Here is a 23,798-nt window from a genome sequence, read left to right as displayed (position 1 = left end):
AACATGTATCATCAAAATTAACATAGAACGGAGCGATTGGAGCATGAAAACACTGAAAAAGGTTGTCGCAGTCATTTTTATTTCTTTCTTTGTATTATCTGCCTCAAATGATGTATACGGGTTTTCGGAGCTTAGTTTAACACCAACAGACCGGACAATTTTTTCTCAAGCCTATCATTTAGATCAATACTCTTATTTTGGTTGGGACGTTGAAACCCTCCAAAATAGCCGCTATCCGGTTTTTTATGAAATTGTTAAAGATGGTCGAGTAGTGAAGAGTGAAATGGTTGCAAAGGGTGCAAAGGCAAGCGGGTTAGAAACATGGGGACCTGGAGAATATTTGCTTGTGCTTAAATGTGACACAGGTTATCGCAATGGCTGTTCAGCAAAGGGTTCGATTGCCATTGCCATGCATTAAACGTAACACAAAAAATCGCCTTTTTAGTCAAGTGTTGTAATGCTTGGTTACATAATGGGGCGATTTTTGTTTTTATTAAAGGTTGTATTTCTGTTGTTTACGTAAGTTGCTATGTCTACTTTTTGGAGGTGGAAGTCTTGTCTAGCAAATACGTCATTATTATTTTGAGCGTGTTGCTCGTTATAGTCAGCGTTATCGCTATCATGCAGTATTATGAAAGTTACCGTGTAGGAGATGTCGAGACTAGAGAAGAGTTATTGACTGAAGCAATGTGGCAAATTAGTCACGATCCATCGCTAGATAAAGAGAAGATCGAGACAATCAAAGTGTTGAAGTCTTACGCGGGTGTTCCTCCATTTAACTATAGTGTGGCTGTAGATCTTAAAAACGGCGAACGAATTCGCTATTCGTGGGGGGATGTCCAAAAAAAACGTGTGGATAAAGAATAAATGTGTTGCGATTACGATTGAGACATAGCGTCTCTCTGCTTGACATAAACAAGTGGTTTCGTTACACTTGAAGTAATCAATAATAATTATAAATAAGTAATTATTATTGAGTGAAGGAGGGGCGGATGATGAAAAGATTAACTGACAATCAAGGACATCCAGTTTATGATAATCAAAACTCGCGAACTGCCGGGGCGGATGGACCAACGCTGCTTGACGATTACCATCTCATTGAAAAATTGGCTCATTTTGATCGGGAACGTATTCCAGAACGTGTCGTTCATGCACGAGGTGCAGGGGCACACGGTGTTTTTAAGGTAAAACATAATATGAAACAATATACAAGAGCGGCGTTTTTGGCCGAAGATGGCAAGGAAACACCTGTGTTTGTACGTTTTTCGACTGTGATTCATGGTGGTACCTCACCAGAGACACTACGCGACCCGCGTGGTTTTGCAGTGAAATTTTATACCGAAGAAGGAAACTATGATTTTGTTGGCAACAACCTTCCTGTTTTCTTTATTCGTGATGCCATTAAATTCCCCGATGTGGTTCATTCCTTGAAACCAGACCCGCGGACAAACATTCAACATCCTGATCGTTATTGGGATTTCATGTCGCTGTCTCCGGAAACAACGAATATGCTCATGCATTTGTTCACAGATGAAGGCATTCCTGGTTCTTATCGAGAAATGCGAGGATCGAGTGTACATGCCTTTAAGTGGATTAATGAAGAGAACGACATGGTTTATGTGAAATTACGCTGGGTACCTAAGCAAGGTATTCGAAATTTGTCCGCCAAAGAAGCTGCAAAGATACAAGGGCAAGACTTTAACCATGCGACGCGCGATCTGTACGAGGCGATTGAACGAGGAGATTTCCCAGAGTGGGATCTATATGTGCAAGTCCTCCATCCGAATGAGTTTGACCAATTTGATTTTCATCCTTTGGATGCAACAAAAGACTGGTTAGAAGAAGATGTCCCGTATCAATTGGTTGGAACGATGACATTAAATCGGAACCCTGAAAATGTTTTTGCTGAAACAGAACAAGCTAGTTTTAATCCTGGTAATCTCGTTCCTGGATTCGAGCTTTCAGAGGACAAATTGTTGCAAGGGCGAATTTTCTCTTATGCTGACACGCAGCGCTATCGTGTCGGTGCCAATTACTTAGACTTACCTGTCAACTGCCCCTTTGCAAAAAAAGCCAACAATCAGCGTGACGGTGCGATGCCTGTTGGACAGCAAACAAATCAAATAAACTATGAGCCGAACCGTTATCAACAAACGCCGAAGGAAGCGGAAGGATATACCGATTACCGTGCTCCACTAGCCGGTAAAACGGGTCGTCAAGTAATTGAGAAGACAAACCATTTTGGTCAGGCAGGAAAGATCTATCGTAGCTATGAGAAAGAAGTTCAGGATGCGCTTGTGAAAAACTTAGTTGCTGATTTAAAGCAAGTGGAAAAAGAAACGGTGCTCCGGGCAATATGTCACTTCTATCAGGCAGATCAATCTCTTGGACAACGGTTAGCAGAACAGTTGTCGATTGATCTTGCCGCCATTCACGAGTTACAAAAAGTTAGCAACTAGCGGTTTTTATGAAGAGAATAAATGAAGCGAGACGTCGCGGGTGTGCGGGCGTCTCGCTTCTTTAATTATTTATAGATCTTTACTCGTGTATCAAGTGGTTGAAACGTTTTTTCGTTTGGTTCGGCAAGAGGGTTGCCAAACGGCATTTGTGCACGAAGTTTCCATGTGTTCGGGATCGCCCATTTTTGTGCGACCGCCACGTCAATTAGGGGGTTGTAGTGTTGCAAGGATGCCCCGTAACCTTCCGCTTCTAACCCCGTCCAAATGGCGAATTGATGCATACCAGATGTTTGTTCAGACCAGAGTGGAAAGTTGTCGGCATAGAGTGGGAATCTTTCTTGCAATTGCTTGACAACTTCTTCGTCTTCAAAGAAAAGAATCGTACCATACGCTCCTTTAAATCCATCCATTCTTTGTTGTGTTGCTGTAAAGTCAGCATCAGGTCCAACGGTTTCTTTTAAAATGTTGGTTGTCATGTCCCACAGCGTGTCGTGTTGACTGCCGAGCAAGATGCATACGCGTGTAGACTGGGAATTAAAAGCCGAAGGGACGTGTTTAACCGCATGTTCTACCACTTCTTGAATGCGTGTGTCAGAAGTGACAGCCTCCTTGCCTAAAGCGTAATAAGAACGGCGTTTTTCGATTGCAGTGTAAAAATCGGTGCGCATGTATATCTCTCCTTTTTTCGTATGATTCATTGTTCTTTTTTAGTATAATCGGTAGAAAGCGTATTGGATAGTACGCACTTTTTCGTTTGTTAGTATCACGTTTGAAACTATAGGAGGCGAGAATGCCGTGAGCCATGATTGTCGTGTAGATACAGCACTTGAAATTCTTGTCGGGAAATGGAAGCATCATATTTTATTTCAACTGATGAAACATGACGTGATGCGCTTTAGTGAGCTAAAACGCGCGATTCCCGGGATCACCCAGAAAATGTTAACCTCACAGTTGCGAGAGTTAGAAGCAAACGGGATTGTTGATCGTAAAGTCTACGCACAAGTGCCGCCAAAGGTAGAATACATGATGACGGCATACGGTGAAAGTTTACAACCGGTGTTAGCTGCGATGCATGAATGGGGTGAGAAACATGTTCAGTACTTGCACAGTCGAGATACGAATAAGCAAGTGCAGCGGCCTCCTGAGAGCAATGACTGAATTTGATGTGATCATCCACGAGTCACCGTCATTCGTTTTCTACAATATCTTGCGGCTGTTGGCCGTTGAGACCAGCAACGAGGTTTTCCGCCGCGCGTTGTGCCATTGCCTCACGTGTCGCTGCCGTAGCAGAGCCAATATGGGGAGTCAATGTGACATTTTCTAGTGTGAGGAACGGATGCCCTGACGGCAGTGGCTCTTGCTCAAACACGTCGAGGGCTGCACCCCAAATTTGTTGTTGTTTGAGCGCCGCAATTAACGCATCCTCATCGATGACTGCACCGCGGGCGCCGTTAACAAGGACTGCCGTCGGTTTCATTTTTGCTAGCTCTTTTGCACCAATGAGGTGTGTCGTTTCTTTTGTAAGTGGAACCATGATGACGACAACATCAGCTGTTTCTAGCAATGTGGTTAAATCAACTTTTTTTGCATCGTATAATTTTTCTTCCTCAGGGCGTTGGGAGCGGTTGTGATAAAGAATCGACATGTTAAAACCGTGTTTGGCGCGGTGGGCAATTTTCTCACCGATGCGTCCCATTCCGATAATACCAAGCGTCTTGTTGTAAACGTCTTGCCCGTAAAGCTCAAGGGGCACCACTTGATTCCAGCCGCCGGCACGTACCCATGTATGTAGTTCGGCGATGCGGCGGCAGCCAGATAGGATGAGACCGAAAATGAGATCGGCGACAGTTTCATCAAGGACGTAAGGCGTGTTTGTCACTGTAATGCCGTGTGCTGCAAGCATAGCTACATCTAAATGATCGTAGCCAACCGTAGCGGTACTGATTACTTTTAAATGGGGTGCATGAGCAATGTCTGCGGCGCGTGGACGAGATTGGGTCAGCATGGCGCCAGCGGCTTTTTTCAGTTCGTTTTGCAGTGTATGTGTGGGAACGGGCTGCGATTTTGACCACATTGTGTACGTGCAGTATTTGGCAAGATATTTTTCCACTGACATCGGAAGTGCTTCATCAATAAAAACATACGGTTTTGACATCGGTAAGCCTCCTATAGATCAAGCATATGTATATGGTATCAAGGAAAGGAATGCTTGTCACGTTGTGAGGCGCGGCTTATTTAAAAAGTTAAATTTGGGGGAGAAAAATGAATATACGTGAGATAAAAGAGGTCGATGCAGCTGCTTTCTTAGTATTACAAAAGCAGATAGACAAAGAAACATCCTATATGTTGTACGAGCCAGGAGAACGAACAATGACTATAAGTGAGCAACAGAAGATGTTACAAACCATTCATAAAGCGTCGAACTCAGCGATGCTCGGTGCTGAAAGTATGAGAAAGCTCGTAGCGTATATCGGTGTGCTTGGTTCTCCTTTAAAACGTAAGCGTCATGTGGGTCAAATTGTAATCGGAGTAGTAGCCGCTTATCATGGACAAGGGATTGGCAGACGACTGTTACAGGAGGCTGAAATATTTGCAAAGCAAGCAGGGTTGCTACGTTTGGAATTAACCGTGATGAAGCATAACAAGCGCGCGCTCGCGTTGTATAAAAGTGTTGGGTATCAAATTGAAGGAGAAAAGACATGTTCTCTCCGCATTGACGGTAATTGTGTCGACGAATGGACAATGGCGAAAATACTATCATTCTGACCTCTGGTATTTGATTTCTTTACTCCGGAACGATGGCTTGTTCTACCTTTTGTCTGAAGGACATAAGATGGAATGAAGATGTGAGGAGGAGGGGTTGGATATGGACCAAACGCCGTATGAATTTGGCGCATCAATGGGACGAGATGACAAAGGTAAAGATCATAATATTACGTTACGTGGTCGTAAACAACTAGATATTACCGGTGTGAAACAAGTGGAGAGCTTTGACAATGAAGAGTTTCTACTGGAAACAGATATGGGCTTTTTAGCAGTACGTGGTCAAAATCTCCATATGAAAAATTTAGATGTCGAGCGGGGCGACGTATCAATTGAAGGGAAGATTTATGATCTTGTTTACGTCGATCAAAACCAAGCAGGCAAATCTAAAGGTTTTTTAGGGAAGTTATTTAAGTGACAGCGACGCTCCAATTTTATACGCTGACAGCAATGATAGGGATGGGGGTGTGGCTTGGTGCATCACTAGACACGTATGAGCGGTTTACTGTGAAACAGAATCGCTTCCGCTTGCTCATAGCTGTGCGTGACCTCTTTTTCTGGATTTTGCAGGCACTTATTGTTTTTTATGTATTGCTGAAATTGAATCATGGTGAAATAAGAATATATATTTTTCTTGCACTTCTTTGCGGTTATGCTGCTTATCAGGCGTTATTTAAACGGTTGTACCAAAATTTATTGGAATGGACCATCAAAGTGATGACTGCTTTGTATCGTTTCTGTACGTCTTTTATTAAGGTATTTCTTGGGACACCACTAAAATGGGTGTTGCACATTCTATACCGCTTGAGTATGATAGTGATAACGATCGTTCGCACAACACTCGTGTTTATTTTGCGGATCGCGGGCGCACCTTTTCTATGGCTTGCGAATCGGACGGGTTTAACAACCCAATTGCGAAAATTGTTGCCTTTTTACAATCTTATAAAGGACTTTTGCAGGCGACTGTTGAAAAAAGACAGAGAGGAGTGATGTCGGTGAGTAGAATGGTATCTAAATATCAAAATGTCACAAAACTAAATCCGAAGCGTATTGAGGAGCACACTGAGCAATTGATACAAAAACAACAGCATAAAAAAGGTTTATACCGGCGCCTCACGCTCTTGTCAGTGGTGTTTTTGTTGTTGGTATCCTCCGCGCTTATTACGCTATTTTCGCAACATACAAGCATGAGTGCGCGTGAAGATACGATACGTTTATTAGAAAAAGACAAGCGCGTCGTATTGGAGGAAGAAAAACATCTACTAAAAGAAATTGAAAATTATCAGGACGATGCGTTTATTGCAGAGATTGCTAGGCGTGACTACTTTTTAACTTTCCCAGGTGAAACGAGAATAAATGTCCCGAAAGAATCTGATGATTGACAGCGAAATTTCTCATCAGTTATAATGTATAGGAGTCTATACTTGTTTATACAAACTTAAGGAGGATGTACGTTTTCATGTCCATAGAAGCAGGCAGCAAGCTCCAAGGCAAGGTAACTGGTATTACGCATTTCGGAGCATTTGTAGAGCTCCCAGGCGGATCAACTGGTCTTGTCCATATTAGTGAGGTTGCCGATCATTATGTCAAAGATATTAACGAGCTACTAAAAGTTGGCGATGAAGTCACAGTAAAAGTTGTCAATGTAGAGAAAGATGGAAAAGTAGGCTTGTCTATCCGAAAGGCGGTTGACCGCCCTGAACGAGAAGAAACAGCGCGTCCACAGCGAGCACGTTCGTTTCAGCGCTCAGGAAACGGTAGCCATCGTGGTGGTAATAAACCTCGTGCAACCATCTCTTTTGAAGATAAAATGAATCGGTTTTTAAAAGATAGTGAAGAACGTTTGACGACGATTAAAAGACAAACAGAGTCCAAGCGAGGTGGTCGCGGCGCCAAGCGAGGTTAGCTTGTTGCTTGCTAAACGTATATTCTGTTCGTTTATCATGAAGGCAGGAGACAGTCTGCCTTCTTTCGCATTCTGTAGATTACAACTATAAAGTAGTCCGATAGAGTGGATTCGGCGTGTCGAGGAAAAATATGTTGACAGCTTGCCTGTTGCCGTTTATACTAGTGAAGGTCGTGTTAATAGGACATGGGGCGGTGTAGCTCAGCTGGCTAGAGCGTACGGTTCATACCCGTGAGGTCGGGGGTTCGATCCCCTCCGCCGCTATCATTCAAGCATTTTGTTCAATTTTTTTGAGCAGGGTGCTTTTTTATGTACAAAATCGTTAGCCAGTATTAGTCAATTGTAGAGAAAAGACTTGTGTATGTGCAGCCACAATGTGGAAATTCAACTCTCTTTGTAGGTGGTTTTTACTTTTTACAACGAACGTGGTCGAAATCTTTTTTTCTCCCTATGTGACATTATGACAAATTGCTAGATTGATCTATTGGTATAGTGGGGTCACGATACCAATAGGGTGGTGACGATGATGTTGAAGAAAATGGCGAAGACGGCAGATGGCACAGTAATTGGTTGGTTGCCACATCGGTTACGGCAGCAACTCGTTCATAGGACGTTTAAAGTTTCTAAAGGGATAAAAACCGTCGTGTATGATTGGGGAGTATTCATTGCTGTGATTGGTTTATTGCTTGGACGCGCAATGATTTTAGGAGAGTTAACCCCATTTATACTTCCTTTTTTAGCAGCGGTACTTGTTTTGCGTCATACACATGCAGTCATTGCGGCGTTGTCACTGTTGGGCGGAAGTTTATTTAGTTATCATGGGCAATGGATGTTTGCTGTAATTGGAATGGTTTGTTTTTTATTACTCTATAAAGTCGCCAAGCGGTTTTGGATGCAGTCGATGACAACCCTTCCTTATGTTGTGTTTGTCGCAACAATGTTGACGCGTTTAGGGATTGTTTTTGCAGTGGAAGGTGAGCTTGGACAGTATGCGTGGATGATGGCTACCGTCGAAGCGGGGCTAAGTTTCTTATTAACAATGATTTTTTTGCAAAGCATTCCGCTTGTGACTGGGAAGCGTAGTGGACAAGCATTAAAGAATGAAGAGATTATTTGCCTCATTATCTTGCTTGCGTCTGTCATGACTGGCACAGTCGGATGGGTCATGTACGATGTTGTCGCACAACATAGTGTTGCGCGGTATTTGGTACTGATCTTTGCTTTTGTTGGTGGAGCTACAATTGGCGCTACTGTTGGTGTTGTTACAGGACTGATCTTAAGTTTAGCGAGTGTGGCTAGTTTGTATCAAATGAGTTTATTAGCTTTTGCTGGTTTACTAGGCGGTTTAATGAAGGAAGGAAAGCGAATTGGTGTTGCAACAGGGTTGCTTGTAGGTACGTTGTTGATTGGAATGTATGCAGAGGGAGGAACGGGATTAGCAGGGACGGTAATCGAATCTGTGCTAGCCATTGGTATATTTTTGTTGACACCGAAATCTTGGCTCGTTCGTGTTGCTAGCTACATTCCTGGAACGACCCACCATGCCCAAGAGCAGCAACAATATTTGCGAAAAGTACGTGATGCCACGGCTGGGCGTGTAGAGCGCTTTTCTTCGTTATTTCAGACGCTTGCACATAGTTTTAAAGTAGAACAAGACGATGAGGAAGAGAAGAAGGTACGTGAAATAGATTTGATGTTAAGCCATGTAACTGAGAAAACGTGCCAGACGTGTCCGATGAAAGAAAAGTGTTGGGTAGCTCATGTAGAACGCACCTATGACATGATGCAAAAGATGGTTTGTGATATTGAGAGCAATGGCGCAGTTGTCGATATGCGTTTGAAGCGACAGTGGCGGAGCTATTGTCGGAAACCGGATCAAGTGATTACCGCAATGAATATAGAGGTAGGTCAGTACCAAGCAAATCAAACGTTAAAACGGCAAGTAATAGAAAGTAGACGGTTAGTGTCAGATCAGTTACTGGGTGTGGCAAAAGTCATGGGTAACTTTGCAAGCGAAATCCAGAAAGAACGAGAGCCACATGTGATAGAAGAAGAGTTTATGATTGATGCGCTTCGAGATGCTGGTTTAGAGGTCGGGCATATCGATGTTTGTAGTGTTGCAAGCGGGAGAATTGAGATTGAGATGAGCGTGTATTGTGAGCCTGGGGCAGGTCAAGCAGAAAAGATCATTGCGCCGATGTTATCAGACTTACTGAATGAAACGATTGTGTTGAAGAGAGAGGAACCGGGTTTTTATTCAAATGGCTACAGTCATATGTCGCTCGGATCGACCAATCCTTATGTTGCGCAAACAGGTGTGGCAAAAGTGGCGAAAGGTGGAGAATGGCTCTCTGGTGATAATTATGCGATGATTGAGTTGAATAGTGAAAAGTTTGCTGTCGCTATTAGCGATGGGATGGGCAATGGCGAAAAGGCGTATTTACAAAGCCGTGAGACACTTCAATTGTTACAAGAGGTGTTGCAGTCCGGCATAGAAGAGACCGTCGCTATACAATCGGTCAATTCGATCCTTGCGTTACGGAATACGGAAGATATGTTTGCTACGCTAGATTTGGCAATGATTGATTTACAAGATGCACAAGCGACATTTTTAAAAATTGCATCGACACCAAGCTTTATTAAACGGGGTTCACATGTATCCAAAGTGGAAGCAGGGAATTTACCGATCGGCATTATTCAAGAATTTGAGGTAGATGTCGTGCGGGAACAGTTAAAGCCGGGTGATTTGCTTATTATGGTCAGCGATGGCATTCTTGACGCAAAGCGACATATTGAGAATAAAGATGTGTGGTTACGTCGACTCATTGCTGATATTGAAACGGACGATCCTCAGGAAGTTGCTGATATCATATTAGAACAAGTGATTCGTTCAGAGCGTGGGTTAACCATTGAAGATGACATGACAGTCATTGTGACACAAGTACAGCGGCACACACCAAAGTGGTCGTCCATCCCGCTTCATGCGAAAGCGCGTCGTGATAAGCGGATCAATGTGCAAGTGAAACGAGCTGTTGGTACGTAACGATATGCGCGTATAAAATTGCCCCAGGTGGACGAAAATGGGAACACAACGAAAGTCTGGAGGTGACGTGTATGACGGCAGTTTTAAAGCAAATTTTGTTAATGACAGATGGTCACTCTAATGAAGGAGAAGACCCAGTGGCCATTGCGCGTCTTGCGCAAGAGCATGGGATTTGTATTAATGTAATTGGGATTACCGAAGAGGGGCCCGATCAATACAGAGGGTTAGAGGAAATTGAAGCCATTGCACTTGCCGGTGGCGGCGTAAGTGAAATTGTGACGAAAAAACAGCTTGTAAGGACAGTGCAGACGGTGACGCGCCGGGCAATGACGCAAACATTGCAACATGTTGTTCAGCAAGAACTAAAACATATTTTCCCAGAAAAAGAAGGATTACATGATGTTTCCCCGGATGATAGAGGACAAATTGTGGAAGTGACGGAACGTTTAGGAGAAGCGGTTTCTTTAGAAGTACTCGTTTTAATTGATACGAGCGCAAGTATGACAGACAAGCTACCGATGGTGCAAGAAGCGTTAATGGATCTGTCACTAAGTTTAAATGCCCGCCTGGGTGATAGTCTTTTTTGCTTATACTCATTTCCTGGGAAAAGTGATCCGATTGACCGACTTGTGGATTGGACACCGAGACTCACTTCTCTCACACAAGCATTTGCGCAATTAACACCGAAAGGATTGACGCCGACAGGACCAGCGTTGCAGGCCGGAATAGGTGTGTTTTCTTCACGGCGAGAAAAAAGGAGACGGTTGTATGGTGAACAACAGCGACGTGCACGCCGATTGGGCAACTGAATTTTATCCTGGGTTAGTTGTGCGCGGTAAATGGCATGGGCAATGTTATACACTTGTTCGGAAGCTTGGCGTTGGCGTGACGGGGCACGTGTATTTGGCGCAAGGACAAGACGGCTATGTCGCCTTGAAAATTGGTTTGGATGCGCGGGCGATTACAACCGAAGTAAATGTCTTAAAACAATTAAACAAGGTTCAAGAGATGCTTGGGCCTTGTCTATATGATGTCGATGATTATGTGTGTTTACGAGGTTCAGCTCCTTTTTATGCAATGGAGTATATACAAGGTGAGAATGTACTTGATTTCATGAAAGGTCGCAGTGGGGAGTGGGTAGAAGTATTGTTGTCGCAAATACTAACCAAGTTAGCACAATTACATAAACAAGGCTTGGTTTTTGGTGATTTGAAACCAGAGAATGTGCTTGTTACTGACAAGTCGTATCATATTCGGCTACTGGATGTCGGTGGTGTGACAGAGATGGGGCGAGCGGTGAAAGAGTATACGGAATACTATGATCGTGGTTATTGGGAGCTTGGCTCGCGCCGGGCGGATCCGCAATATGATTTATTCTCTGTGGCGATGATGATGATTGTCTGTGCATATCCCGCACGAGTAAATAAAGTGTCGGGTAAAACAGCAGCACAATTAAAAAAAATGGTACAGAAATCACCGTTGTTACAACCGTATCAACAAATGTTGTTGCGGGCGTTACACGGCAAGTATGTATGTGCTGATGATATGCGTAGCGCACTAGTAAAACGAAAAAAGGGCAAATTACCTACGAGAAAAGTTGTGAACAGAAAAAGGCAATTGACAGATCGTGTAGATCTTTTTTTAGTCGCCTCTTTTGTTATTCTACTATCTGTCCTATACTTGTTGGGAGAGATTTTTTAAGTGGGGATTTAGGAGCGAACAGTTTATGAGAGAACGTGTGCAGCAATACATGCAGCGCGAGGTTAATTTGAATACGATTCTTGTCGCGGTTTCTGGCGGTGCGGATTCAATGGCATTACTTCATATAATGTGTAACATAAACGCGCAAAAAAAGTTTACACTCGTCGCGCTGCACGCACATCATGGGCTCCGTGAAGAAGCGGATGCAGATGCCGCACTCGTCCGTACAGTTTGTGCCGACTGGGGGATACCGTATGTGCAAAAGCAGCTATCGGTAAGGGCATATTGTGAACAGCACCGTATCGGAGTGCAGCAAGGCGCACGTACGTTGCGGTACCAATTTTTTCAAGAAGCGATGATGCAGCTCGATGGTGATGTGTTAATGACAGCACACCATGGTGATGATGAGGTGGAAACGGTCCTGATGAAAATGGTGCGTGGCACAACGCCGCTGACCAATATAGGCATTGCACCTGATCAGCCATATGTAAATGGTCGCCTCATTCGACCGTTATTACAAGAAACAAAACAGCAAATTTTAGCATATTGCCATGCACATGAAGTGCCGTTTCATGAGGACGAAAGCAATGCTTCGGCTATGTACACTCGCAATCGATTTCGTGCGCAAATTGTGCCCGTGCTAAAAAAGGAAAACCCACATATTCATGTGCATACACACCGATTTTCACGTTGGCATGCGGACGATAATGACTATTTATTTGCTGAAGCGGAAAAAGTGTTAGTGCAGGTGACAAAAGTAAAAAAAAGTGGTTATGTGAAGATTTCAAAGCCATTGTTTAGAAGGATAGCTCCTGCTTTACAAAGGAGAATGATTCATCTAATATTAAGTTATCTATATAGTGGAGAAGCAGTTGTTTCTGCGCTACATATTGAACAAGTTCAATCTTTTTTAATGAGAAAATCTTCCTCAGAGAAACGCCTTCATTTAAGAGGGGGTCTACGCGTAATTTTGTCGTATGACACATGTACATTCACGTGTGAGCAGGATACGAATGGTGACTTGTACAAATATCCGTTATCTATTCCTGGTCAGTGCGAGACCCCGCTTGGTGTCATCCAGGCCTCTGTAGCAGGAGAAGTATTATTGACGTGTGAACAACCATATCGCGTGATGTTTCCAATGCGGGCGCTCAAAAAACCGCTCTATATTCGCAACCGTAAAGAGGGCGATGTATTTTCACCATTAGGCATGACAGGGACAAAAAAAATTAGTCGTTTGTTTATTGATTGTAAAATTGCGCCGTTGTTGCGTCAGAAGTGGCCATTGGTTGTAGATGCAGATGATGAAATTTTGTGGATTCCTGGGTTGCATCGTTCGTTGTCGGTAAAAAAGGATGAATCTACTGAACCAAACGTAATCCTTTCTTTTTATAAGTATGATCGCGATGATTAAGGTGTATGTCATTTGCGCTGAGCCTTGTGGGATGGGAATTTCAGGCACAATGAATGCCTAGTTTAGCGTGATGGGTTTGATTGACTAGAGGAGGAAAAAGGTATATGAAAAACGACATGAGAGAAATTTTAATTACAGAAGAAGAAATTCAAGAGAAGGTAAAGCTGCTCGGTCGTGAAATTTCAAATGAATATGATGGGAAGTTTCCGCTTTTCGTTGGTGTATTAAAAGGGGCGCTACCATTTATGGCCGATTTAATTAAACAAGTTGACATCCATGTAGAGATTGACTTTATGGATGTATCGAGCTACGGCAAAGGGACAGTCTCATCAGGAGAGGTTAAAATTGTCAAAGATTTGAATACGAAAGTAGAAGGACGAGATGTCGTCATCGTGGAAGATATTATTGATAGTGGATTGACACTTAGCTATTTAATCGAGCTATTTAAATATCGTAAAGCAAAGTCTGTAAAAGTGGTCACGTTGCTTGATAAACCAGAAGGAAGAAAAGTTGACCTTGTCCCAGATCGAGCCGGTTTCATTGTCCCAGATGAGTTTGTTGTCGGTTATGGACTTGATTTTGCGGAGCGTTATCGGAATTTACCATACGTTGGTGTGCTCAAACCGGAGATTTATGAAGGCGAATAGTTGGTACTTACGTCGCAGTTGTGGTAAGATAGGTGCAGTTTTGTTGGATGTGGGAGGAGGTCAAGGATGAATCGTACAGTACGTACTATTATTATTTTCACATTGCTGCTATTAATTGTCATGGCGGCTGTGCAAAGTTTATCAGGAGACCGCACGGAAACAAAAGAAGTGCGGACCGACGAGTTTTTACAACGCCTTGATAAAGGTGAAGTCAAAAGTGTTGAAGTGAAACCTGAGCGATCTGTGTTCATTGTGACCGGTCGTTTTACCGATAGCAAGAAAGATGAACGTTTTGAAACACATCTTCTTAATTCAGAAGTAACAAAGGATATGTTGCTGCAATTAGAAAATGTTGATCTTACTGTAAAACCGGAAGACCAACAAAGTAATTGGTTGTCAACAGTGCTTTGGTTTGCGCCATTATTGTTAGTCATTTTAATCATCTTCTTTTTAATGAGCTCTGCCCAAGGCGGCGGTGGCGGCGGTGGAAACCGCGTCATGAACTTTGGGAAAAGCAAGGCAAAAATGGTGAGTGATGATAAAAAGAAAGCGAAATTTAAAGATGTTGCTGGTGCGGATGAGGAGAAACAGGAGCTTGTCGAGGTTGTAGATTTCTTAAAGGACCCGCGCAAGTTTGTTGCGATTGGGGCGCGTATTCCAAAAGGGGTCTTGCTCGTTGGTCCTCCGGGAACAGGGAAAACCCTTCTCGCTCGTGCAGTTGCTGGTGAAGCAGGTGTGCCGTTCTTCTCGATTAGTGGTTCGGACTTTGTCGAAATGTTTGTTGGTGTCGGTGCGTCTCGTGTGCGTGATTTGTTTGAGAACGCGAAGAAAAACTCGCCATGTATCATTTTTATTGACGAAATTGATGCGGTTGGTCGCCAACGTGGTGCGGGTCTTGGCGGAGGTCATGACGAACGTGAACAGACCCTTAACCAGTTGCTTGTGGAGATGGACGGATTTAGTTCAAATGAAGGAATTATCATCATTGCGGCGACAAACCGAGCCGATATTTTAGATCCGGCCCTGTTGCGCCCAGGTCGTTTTGACCGACAAATTCAAGTGAATGCGCCTGATGTCAAAGGGCGTGAAGAAGTACTTCGTGTGCATGCACGTAATAAACCATTACGTGAAGACGTGAAATTAGATTTAATTGCTGCACGGACGCCAGGTTTTTCTGGTGCTGATCTGGAGAACTTATTGAATGAAGCAGCACTTGTCGCTGCACGTGGCAACAAAACAGAGGTTGGCATGGAGCATGTTGAAGAAGCAATTGACCGGGTCATTGCTGGACCGGCGAAGAAGAGCCGTGTCATTTCTCCAAAAGAGAAAAATATTGTTGCATGGCATGAAGCAGGTCATACAGTTGTTGGGGTGAAGCTTGAAAGTGCTGATATGGTGCATAAAGTGACGATCATCCCACGGGGAATGGCCGGTGGCTATGCGATGATGCTCCCGAAAGAAGATCGTTATTTCATGACAAAGCCAGAGTTGCTTGATAAAATTGTCGGCTTGCTCGGTGGGCGTGTCGCAGAAGAAATTCAATTTGGCGAAGTGTCGACGGGTGCGCACAATGACTTCCAACGAGCGACCGCTATTGCCCGGAAAATGGTCGCTGAGTATGGGATGAGTGACAAAATTGGTCCAGTGCAATTTGGTTCGAACGGCGGCGGGCAAGTCTTTTTAGGTCGTGACATCCAAAACGAGCAAAATTACAGTGATGCGATTGCCCATGACATTGACCTAGAGGTGCAGCGGATCTTGAAAGAAAGCTACACACGCTGTAAGGAGATTATTCTTGAGAACAAAGATAGTCTTGATTTGATTGCGCAGAAATTACTGGAGCTAGAAACGCTTGATGCCGAGCAAATCCAATCGTTAATTAACGAAGGAAAGTTGCCAGAAAACCATCACGCAACGAAGAAGTTGACAGATGTGAAGGTGAACATTCAATCGAAAGACGATGAGGCCACTGGTGAGCCGTATGAAGAAACAACGAACTTACCAGACGACCAGTCGGGTTCTGTTGATCATAACGGTGAGAACCGCTCGTAAATATGGGGAGGGTGCCTAACGCGGGCACCCTCTTTTTCTTAAGGAGGGCTATTTGTGCTACTTGTACTTGATGTTGGTAACTCATCTGTTACGGTTGGTTTGTATGAAACGGACACGTTCATTGCCACGTTTCGGATGGCGACCAAAGCGGAGAAAACGAGCGATGAATATGCGATGTTATTGCAGCGCTTTTTTCATTATAAGGAAAAAAGCTTTGCCGACGTCGATGCGGTGATGATGTCTTCGGTTGTGCCGACGATGACACATCGTCTTACGCAAATGTGTCAAGACTACATAGGCATAGGGCCACTTGTCATCGGTCCGGGTGTGAAAACAGGCTTAAATATTCAAACGGACAATCCTAAAGAAGTTGGCGCTGATCGGATCGCAAGTGCCGTGGCAGCGATTGCGCACTACGGCACCCCAGCGATTGTTGTGGATATTGGGACGGCAACCACCTTTACATATATCGACCAGGCGCGCTGTTACAAAGGTGGTGTCATTGCTCCAGGTGCAGCAATATGTGCCGAAGCATTATATACGCAAGCAGCAAAATTGCCAAAGCTCGAATTATCTCGTCCACTTTCAGTGATTGGTCATACAACGAGTGCATCAATGCAGAGTGGGATTTACATCGGCCATGTGGCGCTCATTGATGGGGTCTTGTCGCGAATGATTGATGAGGCGCGTTTAACTGATGTACATGTCATTGCTACGGGTGGCTTAGCACACTTATTTTATGAAGATGTGGCTCAGTTGACGTTTTTAGATGAGCATTTAGTATTAAAAGGATTGAAAGTCATTTATGAGAAAAATAAGGTAAAGTGAGGCGGAATGAATGAGTGATTACTTAGTGAAAGCGACAGCATTCAGAGGAGAAGTGCGTGCCCTTGCAGTTGTCGCAACAGAAATGGTTGCTGAAGCATGCAAACGCCAAGATACGTGGGCGACTGCTTCGGCTGCACTTGGGCGAGCGATGATGGGCGGAACACTAATGGCGGCGATGTTAAAAGGCGACGAAAAACTCACCGTGCGTGTTTGTGGTGACGGTCCGATTGGCCAAATCATTGTTGATAGTCATGCTGACGGTACGACGCGGGGCACGGTGACAAATCCACATGTTAGTCCGGAACTGAACAATGTAGGGAAGTTAGATGTTGCCCGTGTTGTCGGGAAGAACGGGATGATTCATATTGTGAAGGACTTAGGTATGAAAGAGCCCTTCATCGGTAGCGTGCCAATTGTCTCGGGAGAGCTCGGTGAAGACTTCACATATTACTTCGCTCACTCTGAACAGACCCCTTCTTCAGTCGGTGTTGGTGTGCTCGTAAACCCGGATGAAACGATTCTTGCTGCTGGCGGGTTTGTGATCCAGCTCATGCCGGGAGCAACAGAAGCGACAATTACTGAGATTGAACAACGGCTTGCGCGGACGATGCCTGTTTCTAAGATGGCGGCGGAGGGAATGTCACCCGAGGAGATGCTTCAGACATTGCTTGGTGCCGAGAATGTGAAGTTTTTAGAGACGAAGCCGGTGCGGTTTGCGTGTACATGTTCTTTTGAACGGATGAGTAGCGCGCTCGTTAGCCTTGGACGCGACGAATTAACAAGCATGATTGAAGAAGACGGCGGCGCGGAGACGACGTGCCATTTTTGCCAAGAAGTATATACTTTTTCGAAGGAGGAGCTGGAGGCGTTGCGGGAGCGGGGGGGACTTAAGTGAATATAGCTAGTAGGGAGGTGGAGGAGTTGTTAACAATTATTTGACAACTGTTAGGTTTTGCGGCGCTAGGATTTAGCATCTTTTTGCTGTATCTTTTAACAAAGTTCTTGATTCAAAATACACGTAAAGGTTCATGATCACGAGGAAAACAGTTATGTGACTCTGGATGGATGACTTTTACATAGACAATCTGTCATTTTGTCATTTCATCTTGTACCGTCCTCTGATAAGATACATGTACAGCGTAGAGGAGGCACATGACCATGGCACACCAAGATTTCACAACAAAAAAACAGTGGCATGCAGCGGTACAAATGATTATAACAATGATGATCTTTGGTTCAGTCGGCTATTTTGCGATTCAGACCAATTTGCCGTCATTCGAACTAGTCTTCATGCGTTGTCTGTTTGGGACAATCTTCTTAGTTGGTTGCTGGCTTGTGACAGGAGAGTATAAGCGAGAAACATGGACGAAAAAAGGGCTATTTTTAACGCTCATATGTGGTGTTTTTCTCGTGTTTAATTGGGTGTTCTTTTTCAAAGCACTGGAAGCAATGCCGATGACGATCACCGTCTCTGTGTATCACTTAGCGCCTGTCTTTGTGCTGCTTGCGGGGAGTACCATCTTTCGTGAACGGTTGACTGTACGTGCGATCATCGCAATTGTTGCTTGTTTTGTTGGAACGATGTTTGTGGCGGGGATGACGGCAGGATTTTCTGTTCAAGCACTTTTTTCGTCCGGGATGATTTGGGGGTTACTGGCAGCGACTTTTTATGCGGCAACGACATTGCTTGGAAAAGGCATGAAACAGATGAGTGCTTATGCAATGACATTTTTGCAAACGTTCCTCGGGTTATTTTTATTATTGCCCTTTGTGGACTTCGATGCTTTTCTAGGGTTAACCACTTACAATTGGCTTTATGTCATTGGGACAGGTGTCATTCATACTGGCATTGTGTACTATTTATTTTTCAATAGTTTGCGAAATTTGTCGTCTCGCGTGATCTCTATTCTTGTATTTCTAAACCCCGCGGTGGCGATGTTACTTGATGTTGCTTTGATCGGGTTTCGACCGACGATGATGCAGCTGATAGGTGTTGTACTAATCTTTTTTGGGATGGCGTTTGCAGTATGGCGGAAGTGAGGGAGTTTGCTCCTTTTTGTGGAAGCGTGTACAATTGGTTTGTGGTTTTAGTTTTGTTCAGGGATGGGAGCACTGTGCATGGAAACGAATAGACATCAAACACCTGTATGGAAAAATATTACATATATAGTGGTCGGTATCATGATTGGTTATTTAACGATGAAGTTTGTCCTGTAGTTATAGATAAAGTAGAGGGAGCGATTGAATGGATCACGGGCGGTTTTGGTTAGCGGAGCTTTTGGATGAATATGAGTTAGAAAGATTGACGGAAGAAACAATTGTGAATGCGGAAAAAGTTTTAGGGGTGAAACTGCCGGCTGATTATGTTTCTTTAATGCGGGAGCAAAATGGCGGTAGACTATATAGAAGCAGCTTGCCTCAACGTATTGGAGACTACGAGGATAACTGCTTCCCTGTTGAGCATATATTTGGCATCGGTAAAACAGAAGACCAAGGCATCCTTGCGACGCCGTACATGATTGAAGAGTGGGAGTTACCTAAAGACATTGTTTTAATTAATGGTGATGGTCATGATGGTTTGTGTTGGATTATCGAAAAAGTAAAACCGATCCAACTGTTGCTTACATTGATGTAGAAATGGAGACTGACCAACAAGTTGCCAAGAGCTTTAAAGATTTTGTTAAACAATTGGAATACAATCGTGAATTCTTGAGTGATGTCGATGAAGATGACTTCCTCCCTGTGGAAGATGAGATTTATAATGAAAAACAACTTGAGGAGGCTGTGAAAAGTTGGTCAGATCCTGCAATGATTACAGACACTTTTTTCTATTTTTCGAGCAAAGAAACGATATGTGATATTAATTGGTTAATCTCGCAAGCAATTGTTGCATGTCATCATCATGACGATCCTTTTTTTGTGGATGGTATCGTCGCCTACACATATAAAAGAATGACTTTCACGGATAAAAACGTGTTAAACAAGGAACTGGTCGATCAGTTCAAGGGAAAGATTCGGCAGTACCCAGAAGAATTTGTTTGTAAATATGCGGAAAAGATCGAGGATATTTTTTCGGCATGAGTGAGTGAAGGGGGATGAAAAGACACATGAAGCGCTTTAAGCGTTGGCTAAAGGAAGGTTTTAGACACCCGGGTCAAGTGAAACATGCGGGTGGCGATATTTTTACAACGGTTGTCGGGCTTAGTTATGCCGCTATCGCACATATTCTTCGCAAGAAGCAGCAAATGTGATGTACAACCATGATATTATTTGACTAAGATTGCACGATCTGATACGATTCGTATATAAAACCAATCAATATACTATGAATTAGGTGAGGAAGGGGCGGATACGGATGATGGTAGCAAATAATATTACGGAATTGATCGGCAATACCCCGCTTGTGAAGTTAAACAGATTAACGACACCGGCGCATGCGGATGTGTATGTCAAATTAGAGTACCAAAATCCCGGCAGCAGTGTGAAAGATCGGATTGCGCTGGCAATGATTAATGCAGCGGAAGAAGCGGGGACATTGAAGCCGGGAATGACGATTATTGAACCAACGAGCGGTAATACTGGAATTGGTTTGGCAATGGTTGCCGCGGCAAAAGGGTATAAAACAATGCTCGTTATGCCAGAAACAATGAGTATGGAGCGACGGAACTTATTACGTGCGTATGGAGCTGAGTTAGTATTGACGCCAGGGCCTGAAGGAATGGGTGGGGCCATTCGTCAAGCGGTTGAGCTTGCGGCGCAAGATGGTTTTTTCATGCCACAACAATTTGAGAATGAAGCCAATCCAGTCATTCATCGTGAAACAACAGGAAAAGAGTTACTCAAGCAAGTGGATGGACAATTAGATGGGTTTGTTTCTGGCATTGGCACAGGGGGCACGATTACTGGTGCTGGAGGACTTTTAAAAGAGCACTTCCCGCATTTACAAATTGTAGCAGTCGAGCCGCAAGATTCTCCAGTGTTGTCTGGTGGCAAGCCAGGGCCGCACAAAATTCAAGGTATTGGCGCAGGATTTGTACCGGAAATTTTAAATACAGACATTTATGATCGGATTGTGACTGTATCCACAGAACAAGCATTTGAATATGCGCGGCGTGCGGCACGGGAAGAAGGGATCTTAGGCGGGATTTCTTCAGGTGCAGCGCTTTATGCAGCGCTAGAGCTCGCAAAAGAGCTTGGTAGCGGGAAAAAAGTTGTCGCTATACTCCCGTCGAATGGTGAGCGTTATTTAAGTACACCGCTTTATCAGTTTGAGGAAGAGGAAGCGCGCTCGTAAAAATATGTTTTCCAACAAAAAGCAGCCCTTTTTTGCACGGGGCTGCTTTTCTTATGCTGCTATGTTTAGTAGAATAAAGAGCGACGAATGTGAATCGCTTTGACAATGATGCAAGGAGCGATGCTGGATGTATGTGTATGTGAACGGGATGGTGGTGTCGGAGGAAGAAGCAATGGTTTCTGTATTCGATCACGGTCTGCTGTATGGACTTGGTTTGTTTGAGACGTTTCGCTGGAGTAGAGAAGGGGTGTTCCGTTTAGATGCACATATGTCGCGTCTGCAAAAAAGTTTGCAGCAAGTTGGTATTCATGCTTCTTTAAGCATCGCAGAAATGAAAGCTGTGTTAGCAGCACTTGGTGAGGCAAATGGGCTCTTTGAAGCGTATGTACGCTGGAATATCACCGCGGGCACGTCACCGCTTGGTCTGACAGCGAAAGTGTACGAGCATCCGAATGTTATCGTGTATATGAAGCCGATGCCGCCGGTCGTTGCACATAAAACGGCGCGTGTGTTGTCGTTACCGAGGAATACACCGGAAGGGCAATGGCGGTTGAAATCACACCATTTCATGAACAATGTGCTTGCAAAACAAACACTTGGAGATGATCCAACGATAGAAGGGATTTTTTTAACCGCGAATGGCGATGTTGCTGAAGGCATTACCTCGAATATTTTTTGGTTATATGACGGAGATGTTTACACGCCATCTCTGGAAGCAGGTATTTTAAATGGTGTCACACGAGCATGTATGATTGAGCTGTTGCGGCAAGCGGGATATAAAGTAGTTGAAGGTTTATTTCCGCGATCGTCGTTAGTGACCGCAGATGGTTGGTTCATGACAAATGCGATTCAAGGGGTCGTGCCGATTACACTGTTGGAGGAGCAGCAATCACGCGCGTGTGACGAGGTGCAACAGATTCAACACCTGTATATAGAAGCACGAGCAAGAGAAATGGGGTGAGGTTTTGCAGCAATTAGAGCGGACGAGAATAATGGGTATTTTAAATATAACGCCGGATTCTTTTTCAGATGGAGGTTGTTACACGCAAGTGAGCGAGGCGATTGATCGTGCGGCGAGATTAATTCAAGAAGGAGCAGATATCCTCGATGTAGGTGGAGAGTCAACACGTCCGGGCGCAGTGGCTGTGTCGATAGAAGAAGAGCGCGAACGTGTTTTACCGGTTGTCGAGGCGTTGTCGGCTCGCTTTGACGTGCCAATTTCGATTGATACGTATAAAGCAGCAGTTGCAGAGGCCGCTGTGCAGGTAGGGGCAGCAATGATTAACGATGTTTGGGGTGCGAAAGCAGATCCTCGAATGGCGGAAGTAGCGGCGCAATATGATGTGCCAATTGTTTTAATGCACAACAAAGAAACAGCTGCGTATAAAGCGCTCTTGTCAGACATGAAAGCGGATTTGCAAGAGAGCATTCATATTTGTCGTGCAGCGGGTGTGCGTGACGATGCGATTTTACTTGATCCGGGAATCGGTTTTGCGAAAACTTATGCCGACAATATCCAAGTGATGCGGCATCTGGAGGAAATTGTTGCGCTAGGTTATCCGGTTGTATTAGGAACATCGCGAAAGTCTTTTATCGGTCAGACACTCGGTTTACCAGTAGATGAACGGGTGGAAGGAACGGGTGCCACGGTTTGTTTAGGTATAGCTAAAGGTTGTTCAATTGTGCGCGTACACGATGTGCGAGCGATGAAGCGAATGGTACAAATGATGGATGCGATGATGGGGAGGGTGTCATAAATGGATAAAATTCATATGAAGCAGTTATCTTTTTATGGTTACCACGGTGTCTTCCCGGAAGAAAGAAAGCTTGGCCAACGCTTTATGGTCGATGTGACGTTAATGCTTGATTTATCTGCAGCGGCGCTAAACGATGAGTTGACCGCGTCAATTGATTATGGTGATGTGTATGCACGTATTCGCGACATTGTTGAAGGAAAACCGCATCAGCTCGTTGAGGCATTGACAAACAAAATTATAGAAGAATTGTTTGCTGCATATGAACGGCTGCAAGGATGTACCGTTGTTGTAACGAAGCCGGATCCGCCAATTCCCGGGCATTACCAATCTGTTGCAGTAGAAATGACGAGGCAGCGCGATGACACATAACGTTTTTTTGGCGCTTGGATCAAATATTGGTGACCGGGAAGCCTATTTGAACGAGGCGATCCATGCGCTGCACGGGCATGCAGCGATCACGGTTGTGCGTATGTCAAGCATTTATGAAACAGCACCTGTAGGCTACACGGATCAAGAACCTTTTTTAAATCAAGTAGTGGAAGTGCAGACGACGCTATCACCGGATTCATTGTTACAAGCGACCCAGACGATAGAGTGTAGTTTGGGTCGTGAGCGGATGATTCGTTTCGGTCCAAGAACAATAGACCTTGACATTTTACTGTTTAATCGTGAAAATATTGAGAAGGAACAATTACAAATTCCTCATCCTCGCATGTGGGAACGCCTTTTTGTGCTTATGCCTTTGGCGGAGCTGGTGCCTGATCTTTACATTGAGTCGCGTGGCCAGACAGTACGGGCGTTATGTGAGGCATTTAGCGAGCGGGAAGGAATTAGCTTATGGCGTCCAGCTATAGAGATAGAAATGGCTATGTGTTTAGAAAAATGAACAGCGTAGATGCTGATCAATAGATCTGATAAAATGCAGCATAAATTT

At 44.2% G+C, this 23,798-nt stretch carries 28 protein-coding genes and 1 tRNA gene; 27 read left to right on the top strand and 2 right to left on the bottom strand.

Features of this window, described 5'->3' with window-relative positions:
* The first annotated feature begins 43 nt into the window (after nucleotides 1-43).
* From NSQ26_RS10815 to NSQ26_RS10805, 3 genes are all read left to right on the top strand, one after another.
* Nucleotides 44-418 carry a hypothetical protein gene (locus NSQ26_RS10815; protein ID WP_499718159.1) on the top strand — a complete coding sequence of 125 codons (375 nt, stop codon included), beginning with the start codon at nucleotides 44-46 and terminating at the stop codon, nucleotides 416-418.
* A gap of 137 nt (nucleotides 419-555) precedes the next feature.
* Complete coding sequence (locus tag NSQ26_RS10810; RefSeq protein WP_090776604.1) at nucleotides 556-867, top strand: hypothetical protein; 312 nt, start codon at nucleotides 556-558, stop codon at nucleotides 865-867.
* A gap of 128 nt (nucleotides 868-995) precedes the next feature.
* Nucleotides 996-2,459 (top strand): catalase, encoded by a 1,464-nt coding sequence (locus NSQ26_RS10805; protein WP_499718158.1) that lies wholly within the window; start codon nucleotides 996-998, stop codon nucleotides 2,457-2,459.
* A gap of 65 nt (nucleotides 2,460-2,524) precedes the next feature.
* On the opposite strand, the gene NSQ26_RS10800 is transcribed toward NSQ26_RS10805, so the two are convergent.
* Nucleotides 2,525-3,127, bottom strand: coding sequence for a nitroreductase family protein (locus tag NSQ26_RS10800; protein ID WP_499718157.1), 603 nt, complete (start codon nucleotides 3,125-3,127; stop codon nucleotides 2,525-2,527).
* A gap of 127 nt (nucleotides 3,128-3,254) precedes the next feature.
* Here NSQ26_RS10800 and NSQ26_RS10795 point away from each other — a divergent pair, with 127 nt between their 5' ends.
* The gene (locus NSQ26_RS10795; RefSeq protein WP_499718156.1) at nucleotides 3,255-3,617 is read left to right on the top strand and encodes a winged helix-turn-helix transcriptional regulator; all 363 of its coding nucleotides are present in this window, start codon (nucleotides 3,255-3,257) and stop codon (nucleotides 3,615-3,617) included.
* 28 nt (nucleotides 3,618-3,645) lie between these two features.
* On the opposite strand, the gene NSQ26_RS10790 is transcribed toward NSQ26_RS10795, so the two are convergent.
* On the bottom strand, nucleotides 3,646-4,614 hold the full coding sequence (locus NSQ26_RS10790; protein WP_499718154.1) for a 2-hydroxyacid dehydrogenase: 969 nt from the start codon (nucleotides 4,612-4,614) through the stop codon (nucleotides 3,646-3,648).
* 107 nt (nucleotides 4,615-4,721) lie between these two features.
* Here NSQ26_RS10790 and NSQ26_RS10785 point away from each other — a divergent pair, with 107 nt between their 5' ends.
* The 23 genes from NSQ26_RS10785 (at nucleotide 4,722) to folK (ending at nucleotide 23,750) form a co-directional block, all read left to right on the top strand.
* A complete protein-coding gene (locus tag NSQ26_RS10785) occupies nucleotides 4,722-5,225 on the top strand; it encodes a GNAT family N-acetyltransferase (protein WP_499718153.1) in 504 nt (167 codons plus the stop codon).
* Nucleotides 5,226-5,325: 100 nt separating this feature from the next.
* The gene (yabP, locus tag NSQ26_RS10780) at nucleotides 5,326-5,640 is read left to right on the top strand and encodes a sporulation protein YabP (RefSeq protein ID WP_499718151.1); all 315 of its coding nucleotides are present in this window, start codon (nucleotides 5,326-5,328) and stop codon (nucleotides 5,638-5,640) included.
* Nucleotides 5,637-6,212, top strand: a complete 576-nt coding sequence (gene yabQ / locus NSQ26_RS10775) for a spore cortex biosynthesis protein YabQ (RefSeq protein WP_499718150.1) — start codon at nucleotides 5,637-5,639, stop codon at nucleotides 6,210-6,212. The genes yabP and yabQ overlap by 4 nt, the downstream gene beginning before the upstream one ends.
* Nucleotides 6,213-6,226: 14 nt before the next feature.
* Nucleotides 6,227-6,604 carry a septum formation initiator family protein gene (locus NSQ26_RS10770; RefSeq protein WP_245701282.1) on the top strand — a complete coding sequence of 126 codons (378 nt, stop codon included), beginning with the start codon at nucleotides 6,227-6,229 and terminating at the stop codon, nucleotides 6,602-6,604.
* Nucleotides 6,605-6,681: 77 nt separating this feature from the next.
* Nucleotides 6,682-7,128: a S1 domain-containing RNA-binding protein gene (locus tag NSQ26_RS10765; protein WP_090776612.1), complete on the top strand. Its 447-nt coding sequence runs from the start codon at nucleotides 6,682-6,684 to the stop codon at nucleotides 7,126-7,128.
* A 190-nt stretch (nucleotides 7,129-7,318) separates the two neighbouring features.
* Nucleotides 7,319-7,392: transfer RNA gene (locus tag NSQ26_RS10760), tRNA-Met, on the top strand.
* 262 nt (nucleotides 7,393-7,654) lie between these two features.
* Entirely contained in the window at nucleotides 7,655-10,171 is a 2,517-nt protein-coding gene (gene spoIIE / locus NSQ26_RS10755) for a stage II sporulation protein E (protein WP_499720046.1), read from the top strand.
* Between the two features lie 71 nt (nucleotides 10,172-10,242).
* Nucleotides 10,243-10,980 (top strand): vWA domain-containing protein, encoded by a 738-nt coding sequence (locus tag NSQ26_RS10750; RefSeq protein WP_499718149.1) that lies wholly within the window; start codon nucleotides 10,243-10,245, stop codon nucleotides 10,978-10,980.
* On the top strand, nucleotides 10,940-11,872 hold the full coding sequence (gene prkT, locus NSQ26_RS10745; RefSeq protein ID WP_499718148.1) for a serine/threonine protein kinase PrkT: 933 nt from the start codon (nucleotides 10,940-10,942) through the stop codon (nucleotides 11,870-11,872). The genes NSQ26_RS10750 and prkT overlap by 41 nt, the downstream gene beginning before the upstream one ends.
* 25 nt (nucleotides 11,873-11,897) lie before the next feature.
* Entirely contained in the window at nucleotides 11,898-13,286 is a 1,389-nt protein-coding gene (gene tilS / locus NSQ26_RS10740; RefSeq protein WP_499718147.1) for a tRNA lysidine(34) synthetase TilS, read from the top strand.
* Between the two features lie 104 nt (nucleotides 13,287-13,390).
* Nucleotides 13,391-13,933: a hypoxanthine phosphoribosyltransferase gene (hpt, locus tag NSQ26_RS10735; protein WP_090776615.1), complete on the top strand. Its 543-nt coding sequence runs from the start codon at nucleotides 13,391-13,393 to the stop codon at nucleotides 13,931-13,933.
* 66 nt (nucleotides 13,934-13,999) lie between these two features.
* Nucleotides 14,000-15,985 (top strand): ATP-dependent zinc metalloprotease FtsH, encoded by a 1,986-nt coding sequence (gene ftsH, locus NSQ26_RS10730; RefSeq protein WP_090776616.1) that lies wholly within the window; start codon nucleotides 14,000-14,002, stop codon nucleotides 15,983-15,985.
* Between the two features lie 54 nt (nucleotides 15,986-16,039).
* Nucleotides 16,040-16,813: a type III pantothenate kinase gene (locus NSQ26_RS10725; protein WP_090776617.1), complete on the top strand. Its 774-nt coding sequence runs from the start codon at nucleotides 16,040-16,042 to the stop codon at nucleotides 16,811-16,813.
* 10 nt (nucleotides 16,814-16,823) lie between these two features.
* Nucleotides 16,824-17,708, top strand: a complete 885-nt coding sequence (gene hslO / locus NSQ26_RS10720; RefSeq protein ID WP_499718146.1) for an Hsp33 family molecular chaperone HslO — start codon at nucleotides 16,824-16,826, stop codon at nucleotides 17,706-17,708.
* A 263-nt stretch (nucleotides 17,709-17,971) separates the two neighbouring features.
* Nucleotides 17,972-18,853 carry a DMT family transporter gene (locus tag NSQ26_RS10715; protein WP_499718145.1) on the top strand — a complete coding sequence of 294 codons (882 nt, stop codon included), beginning with the start codon at nucleotides 17,972-17,974 and terminating at the stop codon, nucleotides 18,851-18,853.
* Between the two features lie 205 nt (nucleotides 18,854-19,058).
* Nucleotides 19,059-19,448: an SMI1/KNR4 family protein gene (locus tag NSQ26_RS10710; RefSeq protein WP_499718144.1), complete on the top strand. Its 390-nt coding sequence runs from the start codon at nucleotides 19,059-19,061 to the stop codon at nucleotides 19,446-19,448.
* Complete coding sequence (locus NSQ26_RS10705) at nucleotides 19,397-19,894, top strand: hypothetical protein (RefSeq protein ID WP_499718143.1); 498 nt, start codon at nucleotides 19,397-19,399, stop codon at nucleotides 19,892-19,894. Before NSQ26_RS10710 ends, NSQ26_RS10705 begins: the two co-directional genes overlap by 52 nt.
* 26 nt (nucleotides 19,895-19,920) lie before the next feature.
* Nucleotides 19,921-20,064, top strand: a complete 144-nt coding sequence (locus NSQ26_RS10700; RefSeq protein ID WP_499718142.1) for a hypothetical protein — start codon at nucleotides 19,921-19,923, stop codon at nucleotides 20,062-20,064.
* A 104-nt stretch (nucleotides 20,065-20,168) separates the two neighbouring features.
* On the top strand, nucleotides 20,169-21,107 hold the full coding sequence (gene cysK / locus NSQ26_RS10695; protein ID WP_499718141.1) for a cysteine synthase A: 939 nt from the start codon (nucleotides 20,169-20,171) through the stop codon (nucleotides 21,105-21,107).
* Between the two features lie 127 nt (nucleotides 21,108-21,234).
* Nucleotides 21,235-22,068, top strand: a complete 834-nt coding sequence (pabC, locus tag NSQ26_RS10690) for an aminodeoxychorismate lyase (RefSeq protein WP_499718140.1) — start codon at nucleotides 21,235-21,237, stop codon at nucleotides 22,066-22,068.
* A gap of 31 nt (nucleotides 22,069-22,099) precedes the next feature.
* Nucleotides 22,100-22,864: a dihydropteroate synthase gene (gene folP / locus NSQ26_RS10685; RefSeq protein ID WP_499720045.1), complete on the top strand. Its 765-nt coding sequence runs from the start codon at nucleotides 22,100-22,102 to the stop codon at nucleotides 22,862-22,864.
* Nucleotides 22,865-23,233, top strand: a complete 369-nt coding sequence (folB, locus tag NSQ26_RS10680; RefSeq protein WP_499718139.1) for a dihydroneopterin aldolase — start codon at nucleotides 22,865-22,867, stop codon at nucleotides 23,231-23,233.
* Nucleotides 23,223-23,750, top strand: a complete 528-nt coding sequence (gene folK, locus NSQ26_RS10675; protein ID WP_499718138.1) for a 2-amino-4-hydroxy-6-hydroxymethyldihydropteridine diphosphokinase — start codon at nucleotides 23,223-23,225, stop codon at nucleotides 23,748-23,750. The genes folB and folK overlap by 11 nt, the downstream gene beginning before the upstream one ends.
* Nucleotides 23,751-23,798 lie beyond the last annotated feature (48 nt).

The sequence above is a fragment of the Bacillus sp. FSL W7-1360 genome, assembly GCF_038592975.1.
GTDB lineage: Bacteria > Bacillota > Bacilli > Bacillales > Bacillaceae_D > Shouchella > Shouchella lonarensis.
This window is presented reverse-complemented; position numbering and strand designations above follow the sequence as displayed.